13 protein-coding genes are annotated in these 18,502 nt (G+C 59.8%); 6 read left to right on the forward strand and 7 right to left on the reverse strand.

The features are described from left to right. Positions 1-147 precede the first annotated feature (147 nt). The 5 genes from lon (at position 148) to cmoB (ending at position 5,681) form a co-directional block, all read left to right on the forward strand. Complete coding sequence (gene lon, locus ACW9JC_RS20360) at positions 148-2,565, forward strand: endopeptidase La (protein ID WP_457457154.1); 2,418 nt, start codon at positions 148-150, stop codon at positions 2,563-2,565. 216 nt (positions 2,566-2,781) lie between these two features. After that, positions 2,782-3,174 (forward strand): protease inhibitor I42 family protein, encoded by a 393-nt coding sequence (locus ACW9JC_RS20365; RefSeq protein WP_448106474.1) that lies wholly within the window; start codon positions 2,782-2,784, stop codon positions 3,172-3,174. 2 nt (positions 3,175-3,176) lie between these two features. Further along, positions 3,177-3,821 (forward strand): lysoplasmalogenase, encoded by a 645-nt coding sequence (locus ACW9JC_RS20370; RefSeq protein ID WP_457457156.1) that lies wholly within the window; start codon positions 3,177-3,179, stop codon positions 3,819-3,821. A gap of 127 nt (positions 3,822-3,948) precedes the next feature. Continuing rightward, positions 3,949-4,728, forward strand: coding sequence for a carboxy-S-adenosyl-L-methionine synthase CmoA (cmoA, locus tag ACW9JC_RS20375; RefSeq protein ID WP_338584936.1), 780 nt, complete (start codon positions 3,949-3,951; stop codon positions 4,726-4,728). Next, positions 4,725-5,681 carry a tRNA 5-methoxyuridine(34)/uridine 5-oxyacetic acid(34) synthase CmoB gene (cmoB, locus tag ACW9JC_RS20380; RefSeq protein WP_457457159.1) on the forward strand — a complete coding sequence of 319 codons (957 nt, stop codon included), beginning with the start codon at positions 4,725-4,727 and terminating at the stop codon, positions 5,679-5,681. The genes cmoA and cmoB overlap by 4 nt, the downstream gene beginning before the upstream one ends. A 136-nt stretch (positions 5,682-5,817) precedes the next feature. Here the strand turns inward: cmoB and tadA are convergent, their stop codons facing one another. Together tadA and ACW9JC_RS20390 are read right to left on the reverse strand one after the other, a co-directional pair. Next, complete coding sequence (gene tadA / locus ACW9JC_RS20385; RefSeq protein WP_338584934.1) at positions 5,818-6,315, reverse strand: tRNA adenosine(34) deaminase TadA; 498 nt, start codon at positions 6,313-6,315, stop codon at positions 5,818-5,820. Continuing rightward, positions 6,315-7,691: a multicopper oxidase family protein gene (locus ACW9JC_RS20390; RefSeq protein ID WP_338584933.1), complete on the reverse strand. Its 1,377-nt coding sequence runs from the start codon at positions 7,689-7,691 to the stop codon at positions 6,315-6,317. The genes tadA and ACW9JC_RS20390 overlap by 1 nt, the downstream gene beginning before the upstream one ends. 221 nt (positions 7,692-7,912) lie before the next feature. Between ACW9JC_RS20390 and ACW9JC_RS20395 the strand changes: the two genes are divergently transcribed. Next, complete coding sequence (locus ACW9JC_RS20395; RefSeq protein WP_457457162.1) at positions 7,913-12,475, forward strand: membrane-targeted effector domain-containing toxin; 4,563 nt, start codon at positions 7,913-7,915, stop codon at positions 12,473-12,475. 84 nt (positions 12,476-12,559) lie between these two features. On the opposite strand, the gene guaA is transcribed toward ACW9JC_RS20395, so the two are convergent. The 5 genes from guaA to ACW9JC_RS20420 all read right to left on the reverse strand — a co-directional run bounded on the left by guaA (position 12,560) and on the right by ACW9JC_RS20420 (position 18,403). Continuing rightward, positions 12,560-14,137: a glutamine-hydrolyzing GMP synthase gene (guaA, locus tag ACW9JC_RS20400; protein ID WP_457457164.1), complete on the reverse strand. Its 1,578-nt coding sequence runs from the start codon at positions 14,135-14,137 to the stop codon at positions 12,560-12,562. Positions 14,138-14,236: 99 nt separating this feature from the next. Beyond that, positions 14,237-15,706, reverse strand: coding sequence for an IMP dehydrogenase (gene guaB, locus ACW9JC_RS20405; RefSeq protein WP_056855201.1), 1,470 nt, complete (start codon positions 15,704-15,706; stop codon positions 14,237-14,239). A 218-nt stretch (positions 15,707-15,924) separates the two neighbouring features. After that, the gene (locus tag ACW9JC_RS20410; protein WP_416129842.1) at positions 15,925-16,473 is read right to left on the reverse strand and encodes a sugar ABC transporter ATPase; all 549 of its coding nucleotides are present in this window, start codon (positions 16,471-16,473) and stop codon (positions 15,925-15,927) included. A 203-nt stretch (positions 16,474-16,676) separates the two neighbouring features. After that, positions 16,677-17,858, reverse strand: a complete 1,182-nt coding sequence (purT, locus tag ACW9JC_RS20415; RefSeq protein WP_338584929.1) for a formate-dependent phosphoribosylglycinamide formyltransferase — start codon at positions 17,856-17,858, stop codon at positions 16,677-16,679. A gap of 77 nt (positions 17,859-17,935) precedes the next feature. After that, positions 17,936-18,403, reverse strand: coding sequence for a preQ0 transporter (locus ACW9JC_RS20420; protein WP_457457167.1), 468 nt, complete (start codon positions 18,401-18,403; stop codon positions 17,936-17,938). Positions 18,404-18,502: the final 99 nt, after the last annotated feature.

Here is an 18,502-nt window from a genome sequence, read left to right on the forward strand (position 1 = left end):
AGCTCCTACGAATGCATCGCGCCACAATCCAGCTAACCTGAATCCCTGCTGAACACACCTTCGAATTGCCCATTAACCCCAAAGCATCATTGAAACCACCACCAACCTGCCCCATCTAAGACCCATACCCATTGCGCAGGTGCCCCCATGAGCGACCAGCAAGAATTCCCTGAAGACCCGAGCGAATACGCCGATCCGGAAAACGCCCCGCACCATAACCCCGGCAAAGGCCTGGCCCTGCCCGGCCAGAACCTGCCGGACAAGGTCTACATCATCCCGATCCACAATCGACCGTTCTTCCCGGCCCAGGTGCTGCCGGTCATCGTCAATGAAGAGCCTTGGGCCGAGACCCTCGACCTGGTCGCCAAATCCGATCACCACTCCCTGGCCCTGTTCTACATGGACACGCCCCAGGAAGATCCGCGCCACTTCGACACCTCGGCCCTGCCGCTGTACGGCACGCTGGTCAAGGTGCACCACGCCAGCCGCGAAAACGGCAAACTGCAATTCGTCGCCCAGGGCCTGACCCGCGTTCGCATCCGCACCTGGCTCAAGCACCATCGCCCGCCGTATCTGGTGGAAGTCGAATACCCGCACCAGCCCACCGAACCGACCGACGAGGTCAAGGCCTACGGCATGGCGCTGATCAACGCGATCAAGGAACTGCTGCCGCTCAACCCGCTGTACAGCGAAGAGCTGAAGAATTACCTCAACCGCTTCAGCCCCAACGATCCGTCGCCGCTGACCGACTTCGCCGCCGCCCTCACTTCGGCCACCGGCAATGAATTGCAGGAAGTGCTCGACTGCGTGCCGATGCTCAAGCGCATGGAAAAAGTCCTGCCGATGCTGCGCAAGGAAGTCGAAGTCGCGCGCCTGCAAAAAGAGATTTCCGCGGAAGTGAACCGCAAGATCGGCGAGCATCAGCGCGAGTTCTTCCTCAAGGAACAACTCAAGGTCATCCAGCAGGAACTGGGGCTGACCAAGGACGACCGCAGCGCCGACCTCGAACAGTTCGAACAGCGGCTGGTGGGCAAAGTCCTGCCGGCGCAAGTGCAAAAACGCCTCGAAGAGGAAATGAACAAGCTGTCGATCCTCGAAACCGGCTCGCCGGAGTATGCGGTCACCCGCAATTACATCGACTGGGCGACCTCGGTGCCGTGGGGCGTGTACGGCGACGACAAACTCGACCTCAAGCACGCACGCAAGGTGCTGGACAAACACCACGCCGGCCTCGACGACATCAAGGACCGCATCCTCGAATTCCTCGCCGTCGGTGCCTATAAAGGCGAGATCAGCGGCTCTATCGTGCTGTTGGTGGGCCCGCCGGGCGTGGGCAAGACCAGCGTCGGCAAATCCATCGCCGAATCCCTCGGCCGGCCGTTCTACCGCTTCAGCCTCGGCGGCATGCGCGACGAAGCCGAGATCAAGGGCCATCGCCGCACCTACATCGGCGCCCAACCGGGCAAACTGGTGCAGGCGTTGAAAGACGTCGAAGTGATGAACCCGGTGATCATGCTCGACGAAATCGACAAGATGGGCCAAAGCTACCAGGGTGACCCGGCCTCGGCGCTGCTGGAAACCCTCGATCCGGAGCAGAACGTCGAATTCCTCGACCACTATCTCGACTTGCGCATGGACCTGTCGAAAGTGCTGTTCATCTGCACCGCCAACACCCTGGATTCGATTCCCGGCCCGCTGCTGGACCGGATGGAAGTGATTCGCCTGTCGGGCTACATCACCGAAGAAAAAGTCGCCATCGCCAAGCGTCACCTGTGGCCCAAGCAACTTGAAAAAGCAGGTGTATCGAAAGGCAGCCTGACCATCAGCGACAACGCGCTCAAGGCGCTGATCGACGGCTACGCCCGTGAAGCCGGCGTGCGTCAGTTGGAGAAAAACCTGGGCAAACTGGTACGCAAAGCGGTGATGAAGCTGCTCGACGAACCGAAAGCGGTGATCAAGCTCGGCCCGAAAGACCTGGAAACCTCGCTGGGTAAACCGGTGTTCCGCAACGAGCAAGTGCTGTCGGGCACCGGCGTGATCACCGGGCTGGCTTGGACCAGCATGGGCGGCGCGACATTGCCGATTGAAGCGACGCGCATCCATACCCTGAACCGTGGGTTCAAGCTCACCGGGCAATTGGGCGATGTGATGAAAGAGTCCGCGGAGATCGCCTACAGCTACGTCAGTTCCAACCTGAAGTCGTTCGGTGGAGATCCGAAATTCTTCGACGAAGCTTTCGTACACCTGCACGTCCCGGAAGGTGCGACACCGAAGGACGGCCCAAGCGCTGGCGTAACCATGGCCAGTGCCCTGCTCTCGCTAGCGCGCAATCAGGCGCCGAAAAAAGGCGTGGCCATGACCGGCGAACTGACGTTGACCGGGCACGTACTGCCGATTGGCGGGGTGCGTGAAAAGGTGATTGCGGCGCGGCGGCAGAAGATTTTCGAGCTGATCTTGCCGGAAGCCAACCGGGGGAATTTCGAGGAACTGCCGGAGTATCTGAAGGAAGGGATTACCGCGCACTTTGCCAAGCGGTTTACGGATGTGGCGAAGGTGCTTTTCTGATGTTCCTGTAGCGCCTGTCCCGTCGCTATCGCTGGCAAGCCAGCTCCCACAGGTTTTTGTGGTGGACACAAATATTGTGAACACCGCCGCCCACTGTGGGAGCTGGCTTGCCAGCGATGGCGTCAGCCCTGCCACCGCCTCCTTCGGTGGCTGTCACAATTTGTCTCATCTCGGTTATGCTCGCCGTTCGTCGTGAACGCCGGAGCCACTGACCTTATGTCCCCCACTCGCCTGTTTGTCCCCCTCGCCCTCGCCTTGCTGGCCGGATGCGCCACGCAACCGAAACACAACGTGACCGTGGAAAAACAAAGCGAATGCCCGGTGAAACTCACCAGCGGACAAAACCTGATCCTGACCCTGCCGAGCAACCCGACCACGGGTTATCGCTGGTCTATCCAGGATTCGGCCGGTGGCGTGTTGCACGCGTTGGGTCCAGAGGTTTATCGCAACCCGGAAGATGCCGGTATCGTCGGCGCCGCCGGCGTATCGACCTGGCGCTTCCAGGCCTTCGCCCCCGGCACCGGGCGCTTGCGCCTGACCTCACAACAACCATGGGCCCCGGAAGTGCTGCCGGTTGATTCGTTCGACTGCGCAATCTCGGTGAACTGACCGTGGGCTGGCTGATTCTGGCGCTGATGGGCGCGGTGACGTTTCTCTATGGCCTGAGCGTGCATGCTTCGCTGCTCTGCCTGCTGGTCAAACCGCTGCCCGTACTGGCCCTGCTCGGCTGGCTGCACGACGCACCACCCAGCGAATACCGGCGCTGGATCAGCCTGGGCTTGATCTTTTCCCTGCTCGGCGATGTGTTGCTGGCGTGGCCGGGGGATTTGTTTGTGTTTGGCCTGGGCGCGTTTCTGGTCGCTCATCTTGCTTATCTGAAAGCCTATTTGAGTGACTGCCGGCGTCTGGCCTTGCTGCCGCTGATTATTGCCCTCGGTGTCGGCGCGGTTCTGTTGGGAATTCTGATTTCCCATGGTCTAGGGACATTGCTGGTTCCGGTGATCGTCTACGGCCTGGCCATCAGCGCCATGCTCTGGCGCGCACTGGCCCGGCTCGGCACAGATGTACCCAAGCGTTCGGCGCTGTTGGCGGCGGGTGGTGCGGTGGCGTTTGTGTTCTCGGATAGCGTGATTGGCATCAGCCGGTTTGTGATGCCGTTTGATGCGGCGCCCTATGTGATCATCCTCAGTTACTGGTTGGGGCAGTGGGGTATCACCGCTTCGGCATTTGGTCAGAAACCGCGTTACGCCGATTAAAAGATCGCAGCCTGCGGCAGCTCCTACAGGAGGAATGCATTCCAATGTAGGAGCTGCCGAAGGCTGCGATCTTTTGATTTGGCGCTTTATCAGACAACCCGCGCATCCCCGCGCCAACTTGGCTAAAATGCCGGCCTTTTCCACCTACACCGCTGGAACCGCCGTGAGCAAAGAATCCGATCGCCTTTTCGCCCAGCCTTTGGCCCAGGTGCCTGACTTCGCCTTTAACGAGGACGTGGTGCGGGTGTTCCCGGACATGATCAAGCGCTCGGTGCCGGGCTATCCGACCATCGTGGAAAACCTCGGCGTGCTCGCCGCGCAGTTCGCCCAGCCCAATAGCGTGCTGTACGACCTGGGCTCGTCGCTGGGCGCCGTGACCCAGGCCCTGCGCCGCCACGTGCGCACCGACGGTTGCCGCGTTATCGCTGTGGATAACTCGGCCGCGATGGTCGAACGCTGCCGCGAGTACCTCAACGGTCAGGATTCGATGTTCCAGGAGTTGCTGCCGGTGGAAGTGATCGAAGGCGACATCCTCGCCCTCGAATTCAAACCTGCCTCGGTGGTCGCGCTGAACTTCACCCTGCAATTCATCGCCCCGGACCAGCGCACCGCATTGCTGTCGCGCATCCGTCAGTCGCTGTTGCCCGGCGGTGCGCTGATCCTCTCGGAAAAACTGCGTTTTGAAGACGAGCAGGAGCACGCGCTGCTCACCGACCTGCACATCGCCTTCAAACGCGCCAACGGCTACAGCGAACTGGAAATTGCCCAGAAGCGCAGCGCCATCGAAAACGTCATGAAGCCCGACAGCCTCGAAGAACACCGCGAGCGCCTGCTGGCGGCCGGGTTCTCGAAAGTCGTGCCGTGGTTCCAGTGTCTTAACTTTGCCTCGTTGATTGCCTTGCCATGATTGATCTGTCTCCCCTCGCCCGCCGTCTGGCCGGCACGCCACTGGCCGACTGGGCCAACACCCTGCAAGCGCAACTCGACAAGAAAATGGAAAAGGGTCACGGCGACCTTGAGCGCTGGCAAAGCGCGCTGGACGCCCTGCCGAAGATCCAGCCGAGTGAAGTCGATTTGCTCAACGGCTTGAAGCTCGACACCGATTGCGACGACGCAACCCGCGCGCAAATGCGCACCGCGTTGATGGGCCTGTCGCCATGGCGCAAAGGGCCGTTCGACCTGTTTGGTGTGCACGTCGACACCGAATGGCGCTCGGACTGGAAATGGTCGCGGGTATCGCCGCATCTGGACCTCAAGGGCAAACGCATTCTCGATGTCGGCTGCGGCAACGGTTATTACATGTGGCGCATGCTCGGCGCCGGTGCCGACAGCGTGATCGGTGTCGACCCGAACTGGCTGTTCTTCTGCCAGTTCCAGGCGGTGCAACGTTACCTGTCCGAGCCGAATGCCTGGCACCTGCCCTTCCCCTTCGAAGACCTGCCGCCGGAACTCGAAGGTTTCGACACGGTGTTCTCCATGGGCGTGTTCTACCACCGTCGCTCGCCGATCGAGCATTTACTGGCGCTGAAGGATTGCCTGGTCAAGGGCGGTGAACTGGTGCTGGAAACCCTGGTGGTTGAAGGTGACAAGCATCAGGTGCTGGTGCCGGAAGACCGTTACGCGCAGATGCGTAACGTGTGGTTCCTGCCATCGGTGCCAGCGCTGGAATTGTGGTTGCGGCGTGCCGGTTTCACGGACGTGAAGTGTGTGGATGTGAGCACAACCACCGTCGAGGAACAGCGCGGGACGGAGTGGATGAAGTATCAGTCGCTGAGTGACTTCCTTGATCCCGAGGATCACAGCAAGACGATTGAAGGGCTACCGGCGCCGATGCGGGCTGTTATCGTCGCGAAGAAGTAACCCATCTTTTCCGAACACAGCAAAAACCTGTGGGAGCTGGCTTGCCAGCGATAGCGGTGGTTCAGTCGGCATCAATGTTTGATGTGCCGATGCCATCGCTGGCAAGCCAGCTCCCACAGGGTTTGGTGTTGTTTTTTTAGTCTGATGCTTTGGCGCGCCGGGCCTTGAAGAACTCGCTCAGAACAGCCCCACACTCCTCCGCCAACACCCCACCCTCATACAACACCCGGTGATTCAAAAAGCCCTGGGTAAAAAACTGTCCCTGGCTCTGCACAATCCCCGCTTTCGGCTCCAGCGCGCCATACACCACGCGCGCGATCCGCGAATGCACGATCAGCCCGGCGCACATGCTGCACGGCTCCAGCGTGACGTACAGCGTACTGCCCGTCAGACGATAGTTGCTGACGGCCTGGGCGGCGGCGCGGATGGCGACCATCTCGGCATGGGCGCTCGGGTCGTTGCCGCTGATCGGGCAATTGAAGCCGCGACCGATGATTTCACCGTCCTGCACCAGCACCGCGCCCACCGGCACTTCGCCGAGGGCCGCGCCTTGGGCCGCCAGTGCCAGCGCTTCACGCATGAAGTCTTGGTCACGGCTGCGGTCGATGATCGCGGCGGGACGAATCTGACGCATCACGCCACCTCGATAGCGGCCATCAGGCCGGTTTCCATGTGATCGATCACGTGGCAGTGAAACATCCACACGCCGGGGTTATCCGCCACCAGCGCCACTTGCGCGCGCTCGTTCTTGCCCAGCAGATAGGTGTCGGTGAAATACGGAATGACTTTGTGCCGATTCGAGGCAATGACCTTGAAGCTCATGCCGTGCAGGTGAATCGGGTGTTGATACTGAGTCATGTTCTTCAATTCGAAAATGTAGCTCTTGCCCTTTTCGAGCTTGGCAATCGGCCGATCGGCGCAGGTCTTGTCGGTGATGTCCCAGGCCTTGCCGTTGATCTGCCACAGGCTGGGCGGCTTGCCGTTTTCGACATTGACCGACACCGAGCCGACCCATTCGAAATTGAAGTTGAGTTTCTCGGCGTTGGCCAGGTCCGGTTCGGCCACCGGGTTGGCGGGCAGCGCGGGTGGCCATTCGTTTGGCGCATCGGTATTGGCCACCGAACGGAACGTCCCCAGGCGTACCGGACCGTTGCGCAAGGACAACTCTTCACCGGCCGCCGGGGCCTTGATCGCCAGGCAAATGCGCATGCCGGGGCCGAGCCAGTATTCCTTGCCCATCGGGCGCGGTTCTACCGGGTTGCCGTCCAGCGCATAGATCTGCGCCTCGACACCGGGAATGTTCAGACGATAGGTCAGGGTGTTGTCGAGGTTCAGCAGCCGTACCCGAGTGATCTGCCCGGCAGGCAGGTCGATGACCGGCAGCGGCACTCCGTTGATGGTCGACAGGCGCCCCGCCGTGCCACCACGGGCCGCTTCACGGGGAATGCTGAATTCGACGAAGCTACCCTGTTCATCGATGTGCCAGTTTTTCAGGCTCAGGGTCTTTTCGTATTTGAAACCGGTTGGTTCGCGTTCTTCGACAATCAACGGTCCGACGAGGCCACGACCTAGTTCCTCGCTGCTGTTCACATGTGGGTGATACCAGTAGCTGCCGGCGTCCGGCACACGGAATTTGTAGTCGAAATATTCCCCCGGCAGCACCGGAAGTTGCGACACGTAAGGCACGCCATCCATTTCCAGCGGCAAACGAATGCCGTGCCAGTGAATGGTCGTGGCGACCGGCAGGTGGTTGATGAAACGCACCCGCAGCCATTCGCCCTGGCGCACCCGCAACTCGGTGCCCGGCGCCGATGGGCCGAACGCCCAGGCCGGGGTCTTGTGCCCCACCACCAGCTCGACATCCAGCGGCGCCGCGATCAGCTCATAGTCGTGGCCCGCTTCGGCGTCGGCCCGCTTGCCCAGCCAGTATCGCGACGCGCCACCCGCGCCGACACCCACGACAACAAGACCGGCCAGGCCACCGAGAATTTGGCGACGGGTAAAGGACATGAACTCAACTACCTCACGAATCAGCGACAGGCACGAAGGCCTGAAAAAGGCGAATACGATACACCTGCAACTGCGAAACAGTAAGGGCAGCGCGGCGGATGGACGCAGTTGGCCCTGGGCCCTACACGATTTCGACCGAGAAAAAGCATAACTATGTAGTGCACTTCGATTTAACGAGCGAAGCATGCTCGACATTCGAATTCTCAAGGAAAGAGAGTGCAATGGACTCGACAGAAACCCGCCCGCTACCCAACGCTGCCGATAAGGCCGCACTCAAGGCGATTGCCACCACCATCATTCAGACCTGCCCCAGCCTGCAAGACACCGCTCACGAGGTCGCCGCAGATTTGCTCAAGAAGTACGCCATCACCGGACTGGATCCCGACAAGATCTACTTCCACCGCTTCGACGCCGCGCAAAGCAGCTCGAAAGCCTTTACCGGCTGGGAACATGTCCACGCCACGCCAACCTCCACCATGACCCTGACGCAATTGGTGATCCACCGCTTTCGTGTCGCCGACCAGGACAACGCCGATTTGCTCGACGTGTATGGCGGTTTCTATACCGTTGGCCCCCACGCCGATACCTACAATGAAACCAACGAAGTGCGCCTGCATGGCAACGAGGTACTGAAGTACTTCTGGAGTATCAATTTCAGTTCGCTGTACAACGAGCGGCTGACGCGTTTCTGGGACAAATCCGGCAGCGATTTCCGCACGTTGGCCAAGTGCAATTTCCTCATCAAGGCCGTGCAGGCGCGGGACAAGCGGCTGTTGAGTGATGAGGATTTCCAGTTCCTTACCCAAGCCGCGATCGGCTCGCTCACCTGGCCTGTCAGCCTGCAAATGCTGCAATCGCAGCACCCCTGCACCGGCAGTGTTCGCACCCTCGATGTCGCGGGTTACGTCGCCATCAGCGCGCTTCGCTTTGTCGCCCCCAAAGGCCGGCAAATTGTCTACCTACCCGGTGAAGTCGAAGCGTTCAAAGTGCTGGAAACCGCGACGGACATGCACTTCTGGATGTTGTTGCAAATGAACAAGACAGAACGGCGTCGACCGTTCATGACGCATTTCTCCCAGGCCGACCGGCAAGAAATCGACGAGAACTTCGCCGTCCTCCTGAATCGCCTGGTCAGCACCTGGAGCAAGTACGACCATCACCTGATCAACCAGAAAAACCAGGTCATCACCGGTGACGCCTTCAGCTGGCTGCGCGACTCAACCAAGGATGCGATGTTCGCCGAGGCCGAGCTCTCGCTGACGTCCAATGGCGATCTGCGCAAAAAACTCTGGCTCGGTTACCTCAGCGCCGGTGTGAAAGTCTTCGGCCCGATGGCGGTTGTCGGCTGGCCGGTCGCACTACCCGTGATCGGCGCCAGCATCGCCAGTATTGGTCTGAACATTGATCAGGCGGTGAACGCCAAAACCGCGGCAGAACGCAAAGCCGGAATTCTGGGTGCCGTTCTTAGCGGCATCGATTTGCTGTTCAACCTTCTCGTCCTCAAGGGTCCGGGATCGCTGGAGGAAGTTGGCCCGCAGATTGAAGCGGCCGAAGCCAAGGAGATGGCCGATCTGATTGAGTCGACGCAATCGGGCGAAGGCACTGGAGCTGCAACCGAAGTAACTGTTGAGGAAACACAGATCGCATCCGGACTGCCCAAAGACGTTACCCACTCCGTGCCGGACAACTTCAAAATCGAACAATCGCTGAGTGACGACTCGCTGGTTCGTGAGCCCGGTAAATTCCGGGGTATTCACCAACTCGCCTCAAACCCTTCGACGGCGATCACGCTCAACGACAGCGCATATTTCGTGCGCTACGAAAGCGACCTCAACGGCCGTGGGAACTGGGCAATCATCGACCCGGCCAACCCCAACGCCTTTACGGGTTCGATTCCCGTGCGATTGAGCGCCGAAGGCAAGTGGGAAGTCATTCCTCGCCTGGGCTTGCAGGGCGGCATGGACGTGCCGTCAGTTGTTGATGCGAGCGCAACGAGCGCGCCCGTCGTCGAAGAGTGGGCACGATCGCAAGGCATTCATGTACCGGGGCTTGATGACCCGGAAATGAGGGATTGGGCACTCGGTGGACCCGAGGTACGCACCCTGTTTGCGACCGAATCAGGGGGAACCGCGTCTGTGAGCGAGTTCGACCTGGCTCAGGATGAACCTCGCAGAATCCTGATCAGCGATGCGAGCGCGTACTACGAACTTCATCCACCGGTGCCTGCTCTCCCGAGACCTTCTACCGAACTGATCGAAGCTCCGGCAGAATTGTTCGAAACTGCATTCACAAACAAGCCGGGGCTGATCTTCGGCGAGAGCCGCGGCTGTGTCGGCAGTAAACAATTCCTGATCAAAAACATGCCCGAACTGGCTCGGCGCGGAGTGAAGACGCTATACGTGCAAGAGCTGCTCGCAAACGTCAATCAGCTCGACCTGGACAGCTTTGCACGCACCGGAGAAATGTCCGAAGAACTGGGAAACTACCTGAAGAAACTTGATTTGAGGGCCGGCAACGATCCAGACGGCAAATTCAACCTCATGGAGCTGGTGAAAGCGGCCAATGCCCAGCGCGTGCGGGTGCAGGCCATCGACATGTCTACAACCTACAACGTCAATGATGACCCGTTCGACCCGGAACCGCATAACCAGATGGCACGAAGTTTTTTTGCCAGTGAGGTGATCAACTTCAATGAGGAATTGAAGGGGTCGGCCAAATGGGTTGCCTTGGTCAATCAAGAAAACATGACGGCATTCAGAGGCTACCGAGGCATCGGCGACCAGACCAATGCTCTGAGTGTACGTATGGATGACGTAGCCCCAGGAAGCGCACTCCCTATCAGCTCCGATCCCGGGTTGGCGGTGGAGTTTGCAGACTATCCGGACTCCCCAGTTTATGAAGCAACAGGTATGACCGACCCCGACAGCATCCAGGCGCTGATCAAAGGCGATTGGCGTGTGCAAATGGAAACCCCGTGGGCTTACAGAACACCACAAGACCTGCGAGCGCTGTTACCTGAGCCGGGCATGTTCACCTTTCAGCGCTACCGGAGCAGCGTGCTGGTGGTGTATCGCAACGCCGATCTGCGAATGGCCGACAGTGTCATCCGCTCGACGCCCGGAGGAAGGATCAATCTGGATACTCCGCTCGGGCCAGCCTACGACTCCATGACGGTGGATAACCTCGAAGAACTGAAACAGGCCCTCATCGCCAGAGGCATGCAACCAATGGGCTGGCCGGCACTTCCAGACCTTGCGCAGGCAAGCCAGCGACCGACCATCCCGGCCAATTGGCAAGCCAATGAGTTGCTTGAAGGTGAAACATTTGGCGATGAACCGGGAAAATTCCAGGGCATCTATCGACTCAACTCGAACCCTTCCACCGCCATCCTGCTGGACCATACTGCGTACTACGTTCGCTGGGAGGCCGACATTGACGGCGGCGGGCATTGGGCGATCATCGACCCGGAAAATCCCCACGGCTTCTCCGACTCGATTCCCGTGCGTCTCAACGCTGAAGGTGAATGGGAAACGCTGCCGCGCGGCGGACTCGCCGGCGGTGGCAAGACTCCGCCGTTGCACCTGCCCGCCTCGGAGTACGACATACCCGAGAACTTGAAGGCCGAGTTGAAGGAAGGTGCGATCGGCCAGGACGACGATTCGTTGCGAGACGTCTATGACAGCCTCAACGAGCACGACGCTTACCGGGATTTCAAGAAGATCAGGAAACGCCTGTATCGCGACGCTTTACGCTTTTACGCCGAACTGCAATTACCCGGGCGCCCGCCGATTCCGGCCTTCAATCCTGACGCCAGTGCCGAAGAGATCATCGAGAAAATTTTCGAGCATGCCCGAGGCCTGATCATCGGTGAAAGCCATGACGCCATTGGCAGCAAACAGTGGCTGATCGAAAACATGGAGCTGTTGGCCAATAGAAACGTGAAGACGCTGTACATGGAACATCTGCTGACTGACTTCCATCAGACGGCCCTGGACGCGTTTTTCGAAACAGGCGCGATGGATAAAGACCTGGAGAATTATCTCGATGCACTCGATGTCGGCAACATGACCGACCCGCTGGGTCGCGATACCTTTCTGCAACTGGTCAAGCAGGCCCGCAATTTCAAGATCCGCGTGCAGGCGATTGATTGCATGGCCAGCTACCGGCTCAACGGAATGGAACAAATCGGGTCGCTGGAGCCTGCCATCGAGGAAACAGCACGGCAAAAAATGATGAACTACTTCGCCCGCTCGATCATTCGCAGCGACCAGGCGATGCGTGGCGCGCATAAATGGGTGGCACTGATGGGCAACTCCCACTCCAACACCTTTGAGGGGGTGGCGGGGGTCAGTGAACTGGAGGAAGCCATCGGCATTCGCGTTGAAGACGTTGCCGAAGGGATTTCCCCAGGCATCGAACCTGATCCCGGCAAAATCCTGCCCTTGGGTGGCAGCGCTTTTGACCGCAGCGCGCTGGCCAGAGGTGATTTACGCCTGCGCATCGAAACACCATGGACGGCACAGACCATGCCGGAGATCGAAGCACTCTTGTCTCGGCAAGGGATGTACACCTTGAAACTGCAACCCAACATGACCTTTCTGGTTCATCGCAGCCGCAGCAATGCGCTCGTGCGCACGATCATCGAAAGCGCGAACGGCCGCTACTACATCGAACGCCCGAGCTGGCCTTCGGTAAGCGGAAAACGCTATGGCAGCATGAAAGCGCTGCTACAGGCGCTGGACGACATGGGCCTGACGCTGGCCGGCTGGTCGAAACCGCTGTAACCCGCGCACAAAAAAGCCGTGTGAAATCGGATTTCACACGGCTTTTGTCGTTCCAGCCTTCAAACGCTCAAGACTGGCGCGGGATCATTCCCACTCAATGGTCGCTGGCGGCTTGCTCGACACGTCGTAGGTGACGCGGGAGATGCCTTCGATTTCATTGATGATGCGGCCGGAAACGGTTTCCAGCAGTTCGTAAGGCAGGTGTGCCCAACGCGCGGTCATGAAGTCGATGGTTTCTACGGCACGCAGGGCCACGACCCAGGCGTAACGACGGCCATCGCCAACAACGCCAACCGATTTCACTGGCTGGAACACCACGAATGCCTGGCTGACTTTGTGGTACCAGTCGGCTTTGCGCAGTTCTTCGATGAAGATGTGGTCGGCGCGACGCAGCAGGTCGGCGTATTCCTTCTTCACTTCACCGAGGATCCGCACGCCCAGGCCCGGGCCCGGGAACGGGTGGCGGTAGACCATGTCGTACGGCAGGCCCAGTTCCAGGCCCAGACGACGGACTTCGTCCTTGAACAGTTCGCGCAGTGGCTCGACCAGTTTCAGGTTCATCTCTTCCGGCAGGCCGCCCACGTTGTGGTGCGACTTGATCACGTGGGCCTTGCCGCTTTTCGCGCCAGCCGACTCGATCACGTCCGGGTAGATGGTGCCTTGGGCGAGGTACTTGATGTTGTCCAGTTTGTTGGACTGGGCATCGAACACGTCGATGAAGGTGCGGCCGATGATCTTGCGCTTCTTCTCCGGGTCGGCTTCGCCGGCCAGGTTGTTGAGGAACTGCTCTTCGGCGTTGGCGCGGATTACCTTGACGCCCATGTTCTCGGCGAACATGGCCATCACTTGCTCGCCTTCGTGCAGACGCAGCAGGCCGTTGTCGACGAACACGCAAGTCAGCTGGTCGCCGATGGCTTTGTGCAGCAGCGCAGCAACCACGGACGAGTCAACACCGCCGGACAGGCCGAGCAGGACGTTGTCGGTACCGACTTGGGCGCGAACCTGGGCGATGGCGTCTTCAGCGATTTTCGACGGGGTCCACAGGGCTTCACACTCGCAGATGTCGAGGATGAAGCGTGACAGGATGCGACCGCCCTGCTTGGTGTGGGTCACTTCCGGGTGGAACTGCACGCCGTAGTAACGACGCTCGTCGCTGAACATGCCAGCGATCGGGCAGCTCGGGGTGCTGGCCAGGATGTGGAAGTCTTCCGGCATCTTGGTGACTTTGTCACCGTGGCTCATCCACACGTCGAGGCCGAACAGGCCATCGGCGTCGATGTGGTCTTCGATGCCGTCGAGCAGGCGGCTCTTGCCGACCACGTCTACGCGGGCATAACCGAACTCACGCAGCTCGGAACCTTCAACCTTGCCGCCCAACTGCTCGGCCATGGTCTGCATGCCGTAGCAGATACCGAAGACCGGTACGCCCAGGTCAAAGACTGCTTGCGGGCAGCGAGGGCTGTTGGCTTCGTGAACAGATTCTGGGCCGCCGGCGAGGATGACGCCTTTAGGAGCGAATTCGCGGATCGCATCTTCGTCCATGTCGAACGGGTGCAGTTCGCAATACACGCCGATTTCACGCACGCGGCGGGCGATCAGCTGGGTGTACTGGGAACCGAAGTCGAGGATCAGGATGCGGTGGGCGTGAATGTCGAGGGCCATGATTCAGTCTCGTCTAAAAAATTCGGAAACAGTCGTGATTCAGAAACAACTCGGGGCTGAATAAAACAGCCCCGGTTGCTTAGCTTGTTGCTTGAAGGCTCAACCTACGCGGTAGTTTGGCGCTTCTTTGGTGATCTGCACGTCGTGTACGTGGGACTCGGCCATGCCAGCGCCGGTGATCCGCACGAACTCAGGCTTGGTGCGCATTTCTTCGATGTCGGCGCTGCCGGTGTAGCCCATCGAGGAACGCAGGCCGCCCATCAGTTGGTGGATGATCGCGCTCAGGGTGCCCTTGTACGGAACACGCCCTTCGATGCCTTCCGGAACCAGCTTCTCGGCGCCTGCCGAGGAATCCTGGAAGTAACGGTCGGAGGAACCTTGAGCCTGGGACATGGCGCCCAGCGAACCCATGCCGCGGTAAGCCTTGTACGAACGACCCTGGAACAGTTCGATCTCGCCCGGCGCTTCTTCAGTACCGGCGAACATCGAGCCCATCATCACGCAGGAAGCACCGGCCACGATGGCCTTGGAGAGGTCACCGGAGAAACGGATGCCGCCGTCGGCGATCAACGGTACGCCAGTGCCTTCAAGGGCAGCGGCAACGTTGGCGATGGCACTGATTTGCGGGACGCCGACACCGGCGACGATACGGGTGGTGCAGATCGAGCCAGGGCCGATACCGACCTTGACTGCGTCAGCGCCAGCTTCGGCCAGGGCCTTGGCGGCTGCGCCGGTGGCGATGTTGCCGCCAATCACCTGCACTTCAGGGAAATTCTGTTTGACCCAGCGAACGCGGTCGATCACGCCTTTGGAGTGACCGTGAGCGGTGTCGACCACCACCACGTCAACGCCGGCATTGACCAGGGCTGCAACGCGGTCACCGGTGTCTTTACCGGTACCGACGGCAGCGCCAACGCGCAGACGACCTTGATCGTCCTTGCTGGCCAGCGGGTAAGCCTTGGCTTTTTCGATGTCGTTGACGGTCATCATGCCCTTGAGGGTGAATTTGTCGTCGACGATCAGCACGCGCTCGATGCGGTGCTTGTGCAGCAGCTCACGCACATCGTTCTTGTCGGCGCCTTCCTTGACCGTGACCAGACGCTCTTTAGGCGTCATCACTTCACGGACAGTGGCTTCCAGACGGTTCTCGAAACGCACGTCACGGGAGGTGACAATGCCGACCAGGTCGCCATTGTGCAGCACCGGAACGCCGGAGATGTTGTGCATGCGGGTGAGTTCGAACAGTTCGCGCACGGTAGCGTCGGCGTCGATGGTGATCGGATCCTTGACCACACCGGCTTCGTAACGCTTGACCTTGCGGACTTCGGCAGCTTGCTGCTCGATGGTCATGTTCTTGTGGATAATGCCGATACCACCTTCCTGAGCCATGGCGATTGCCAGACGGGCTTCAGTGACGGTGTCCATGGCGGCGGAAACCAATGGAATATTCAGTTCGATGCCACGGGTAAGGCGGGTCTTGAGACTGACTTCGTTAGGAAGCACCTCGGAATAACCGGGCACTAGGAGAATGTCGTCGAATGTCAGAGCTTCTTGGCTGATACGCAGCATCGCGGGGGCTCCCGAGCGGGAAAATGGAAGCGCGCCATTATAGTCAGACACCCCCTCGGGTTCAATGTAAAACTCTGTCTATTATCGATGTTACAGATATACGGGGATTCGGGCTTTTCGTAGGAGCTGCCGAAGGCTGCGATCTTTTGACTTTGATTTTCAAAAAACAAGATCAAAAGATCGCAGCCTGCGGCAGCTCCTACAGGGGAATAGGGCGTTTAGAGTTCGACTTTCACCCAACTGACCGGCTGATCCAGCCAATCGGCAAATTCGTCGAGAAAGCTCTGTTTGAACCCGGCTTCGGCCCAATTGTTGAAGATGAAACCGAGGTTGGAGAAGCCGCATTCCTGCAAAAACAGAAAACCGTTGATGTCGTCTTCATGCCCGCATTCCGGGCAAGTGAAGTTATCGGTGCGCCCCGGCATCCAGTCTTCCAGGCTTTCGAACAGGGCTTCGCCAATTTCCTTGCGGCACTCGGCGCAACCCGCTTCCTCAAGGAAGCCCTTGGCCGGCGTATAGATGCAGCGCTTGGTGACGATCTCCAGGCCATTGACCGGCTCGCCGAACGGCAGGGCCTCCGGGTGCAGGACCACCGCGCGGGCACCGTCGCCGATGGCATGGGCCATGCGATTGCCGGTGCGACCGCAGGTGGTCAGCTCTTCCTGGATGATGTTCTTGCGCACCAGCCAACGCACGATCGCCCGGGCCCGGGGCTCATGCACCGGCAGCGTGGAGATTTTCGGGACGATGATGCTTTGCGAATTCATGGGGTACAGGCCTGAAGCTTTGATGAGAGGGTCTTGCGCATGCACAAATTATAGGTCGACTCCGACCTAGTGCCTGGCACCGACCCTGTGGGAGCGTGCTTGCCCGCGATAGCGATGGTTCAGTCAACATCAATGTTTGATGTTCTGACGCCATCGCGGGCAAGCCCGCTCCCACAGGTGTTGTGGTGCGGTCCAAGCAGTTTTTACAGCTCGACGACTACCGCCTGCGAAGCACGGGTCGCCTTGGCGCGGGCGGCTTCGATCGATTCGTCGCGCGCCAGTGCCACGCCCATGCGGCGCTGGCCGTTGACTTCAGGCTTGCCGAACAGACGCAGCGCGGTATCCGGCTCGCTCAACGCGGCGCCCAGATTGGCGAAAGCAGTCTGGGTCGACTGCCCTTCCACCAGGATCACCGCCGAGGCCGATGGCCCGAACTGACGGATCAACGGAATCGGCAGACCCAGAATCGCGCGGGCGTGCAAAGCGAACTGCGACAGGTCCTGGGAAATCAGCGTCACCAGACCGGTGTCGTGCGGGCGCGGCGAGACTTCGCTGAACCACACCTGATCACCCTTGATGAACAACTCAACGCCGAACAGACCACGGCCACCCAAGGCCTCGGTCACGGCTTTGGCAACACGCTCGGACTCAGCCAGGGCAACCGGGCTCATGGCTTGCGGCTGCCAGGATTCCTGGTAGTCGCCCTTCTCCTGACGGTGACCGACCGGCGCACAGAACGTAGTGCCGCCGATGTGACGCACGGTCAGCAGGGTGATTTCGTAGTCGAAATCGATGAAGCCTTCAATGATCACGCGACCTTTGCCAGCGCGACCACCTTCTTGTGCGTAGTCCCAGGCTGTCTTCACGTCTTCAAAGCTGCGCAGCAGGCTCTGGCCCTTGCCCGACGAACTCATGACTGGCTTGACCACGCATGGGAAGCCGAGGTCTTCGACGGCTTTGCTGTAATCCTCGAAGGTGTCGGCGAAGTGGTACGGCGAGGTCGGCAGGTCCAGCTCTTCGGCGGCCAGGCGACGGATGCCTTCGCGGTTCATGGTCAACTGCGTGGCGCGGGCAGTCGGGATCACGGTGAAGCCTTCGGCTTCCAGCTCCACGAGAGTTGCGGTGGCGATGGCTTCGATTTCCGGCACGATGAAGTGCGGCTTCTCGGCTTCGATCACGGCACGCAGGGCCGCGCCGTCGAGCATGTTGATCACGTGGCTGCGGTGCGCCACCTGCATGGCCGGCGCGTTGGCGTAGCGGTCCACGGCAATCACTTCAACGCCCAGGCGTTGCAGCTCGATCACCACTTCCTTGCCCAACTCGCCACAGCCACACATCAATACGCGGGTCGCGGTCGGCGACAATGGGGTTCCGATACGGGTCATCTGAAGGTCCTCAAGGAGCGGATCATCGAGGGAAGCACGCTTCCCATGGGGAGAAAGCGCGGCATTTTACATGAACTTCAGCCGACGACAGCCTGTTTGCGCAGGCGCCAGGCCATGATCAGCCATACGGCGGTCACACCGGCGAACTTCGAGCCCAGAGCGGTGAGGATCACGCCCGGCGTCAGCGCATCGATCATGCCGAAAAAGATAAAGGTATCGAGGGGAATGCTCAGGGCCGAACTTATCCACAGGCGGTCGTGCAGCGGACGCTTGGTGATGCTGAACACCAGCCAGTCGATGCACTCGGACACCGCGAACGCCGTGGCGCTGGCCAGGGCGATGGACGGATCAGACGTAACATAAGACAGCACCAGCGCCGCCAGCATCGCCGCAATCGCACCGTGGCCAAAACGGGTTTGCACCATGTCGCGCAGGATGAACACCAACCCACCCCAGGCCGACCAGATGATGTCCAGGTGCGGGGCAGTGGAAAAGGCGAAGTTGATCAGCACGACGCTGCTGATGTAGGCGATCAGGAAGAGCATGGGAGTGGAAGTACCTGTCAATTTGGTGTGCAGCGTACTTCAGACAAAGGCAAAGTCAAAAGATCGCAGCCTGCGGCAGCTCCATTGGAATGCGATCCC

The organism is Pseudomonas sp. SDO5591_S426 (assembly GCF_054070755.1).

Coding starts and splice junctions, on each gene's coding strand:
- lon (WP_457457154.1), top strand. CDS start 148: ATGAGCGACCAGCAAGAATTCCCTGAAGACCCGAGCGAATACGCCGAT.
- ACW9JC_RS20365 (WP_448106474.1), top strand. CDS start 2,782: ATGTCCCCCACTCGCCTGTTTGTCCCCCTCGCCCTCGCCTTGCTGGCC.
- cmoA (WP_338584936.1), top strand. CDS start 3,949: ATGCCGGCCTTTTCCACCTACACCGCTGGAACCGCCGTGAGCAAAGAA.
- cmoB (WP_457457159.1), top strand. CDS start 4,725: ATGATTGATCTGTCTCCCCTCGCCCGCCGTCTGGCCGGCACGCCACTG.
- tadA (WP_338584934.1), bottom strand. CDS start 6,315: ATGCGTCAGATTCGTCCCGCCGCGATCATCGACCGCAGCCGTGACCAA.
- ACW9JC_RS20390 (WP_338584933.1), bottom strand. CDS start 7,691: ATGTCCTTTACCCGTCGCCAAATTCTCGGTGGCCTGGCCGGTCTTGTT.
- ACW9JC_RS20395 (WP_457457162.1), top strand. CDS start 7,913: ATGGACTCGACAGAAACCCGCCCGCTACCCAACGCTGCCGATAAGGCC.
- guaA (WP_457457164.1), bottom strand. CDS start 14,137: ATGGCCCTCGACATTCACGCCCACCGCATCCTGATCCTCGACTTCGGT.
- guaB (WP_056855201.1), bottom strand. CDS start 15,706: ATGCTGCGTATCAGCCAAGAAGCTCTGACATTCGACGACATTCTCCTA.
- ACW9JC_RS20410 (WP_416129842.1), bottom strand. CDS start 16,473: ATGAATTCGCAAAGCATCATCGTCCCGAAAATCTCCACGCTGCCGGTG.
- purT (WP_338584929.1), bottom strand. CDS start 17,858: ATGACCCGTATCGGAACCCCATTGTCGCCGACCGCGACCCGCGTATTG.
- ACW9JC_RS20420 (WP_457457167.1), bottom strand. CDS start 18,403: ATGCTCTTCCTGATCGCCTACATCAGCAGCGTCGTGCTGATCAACTTC.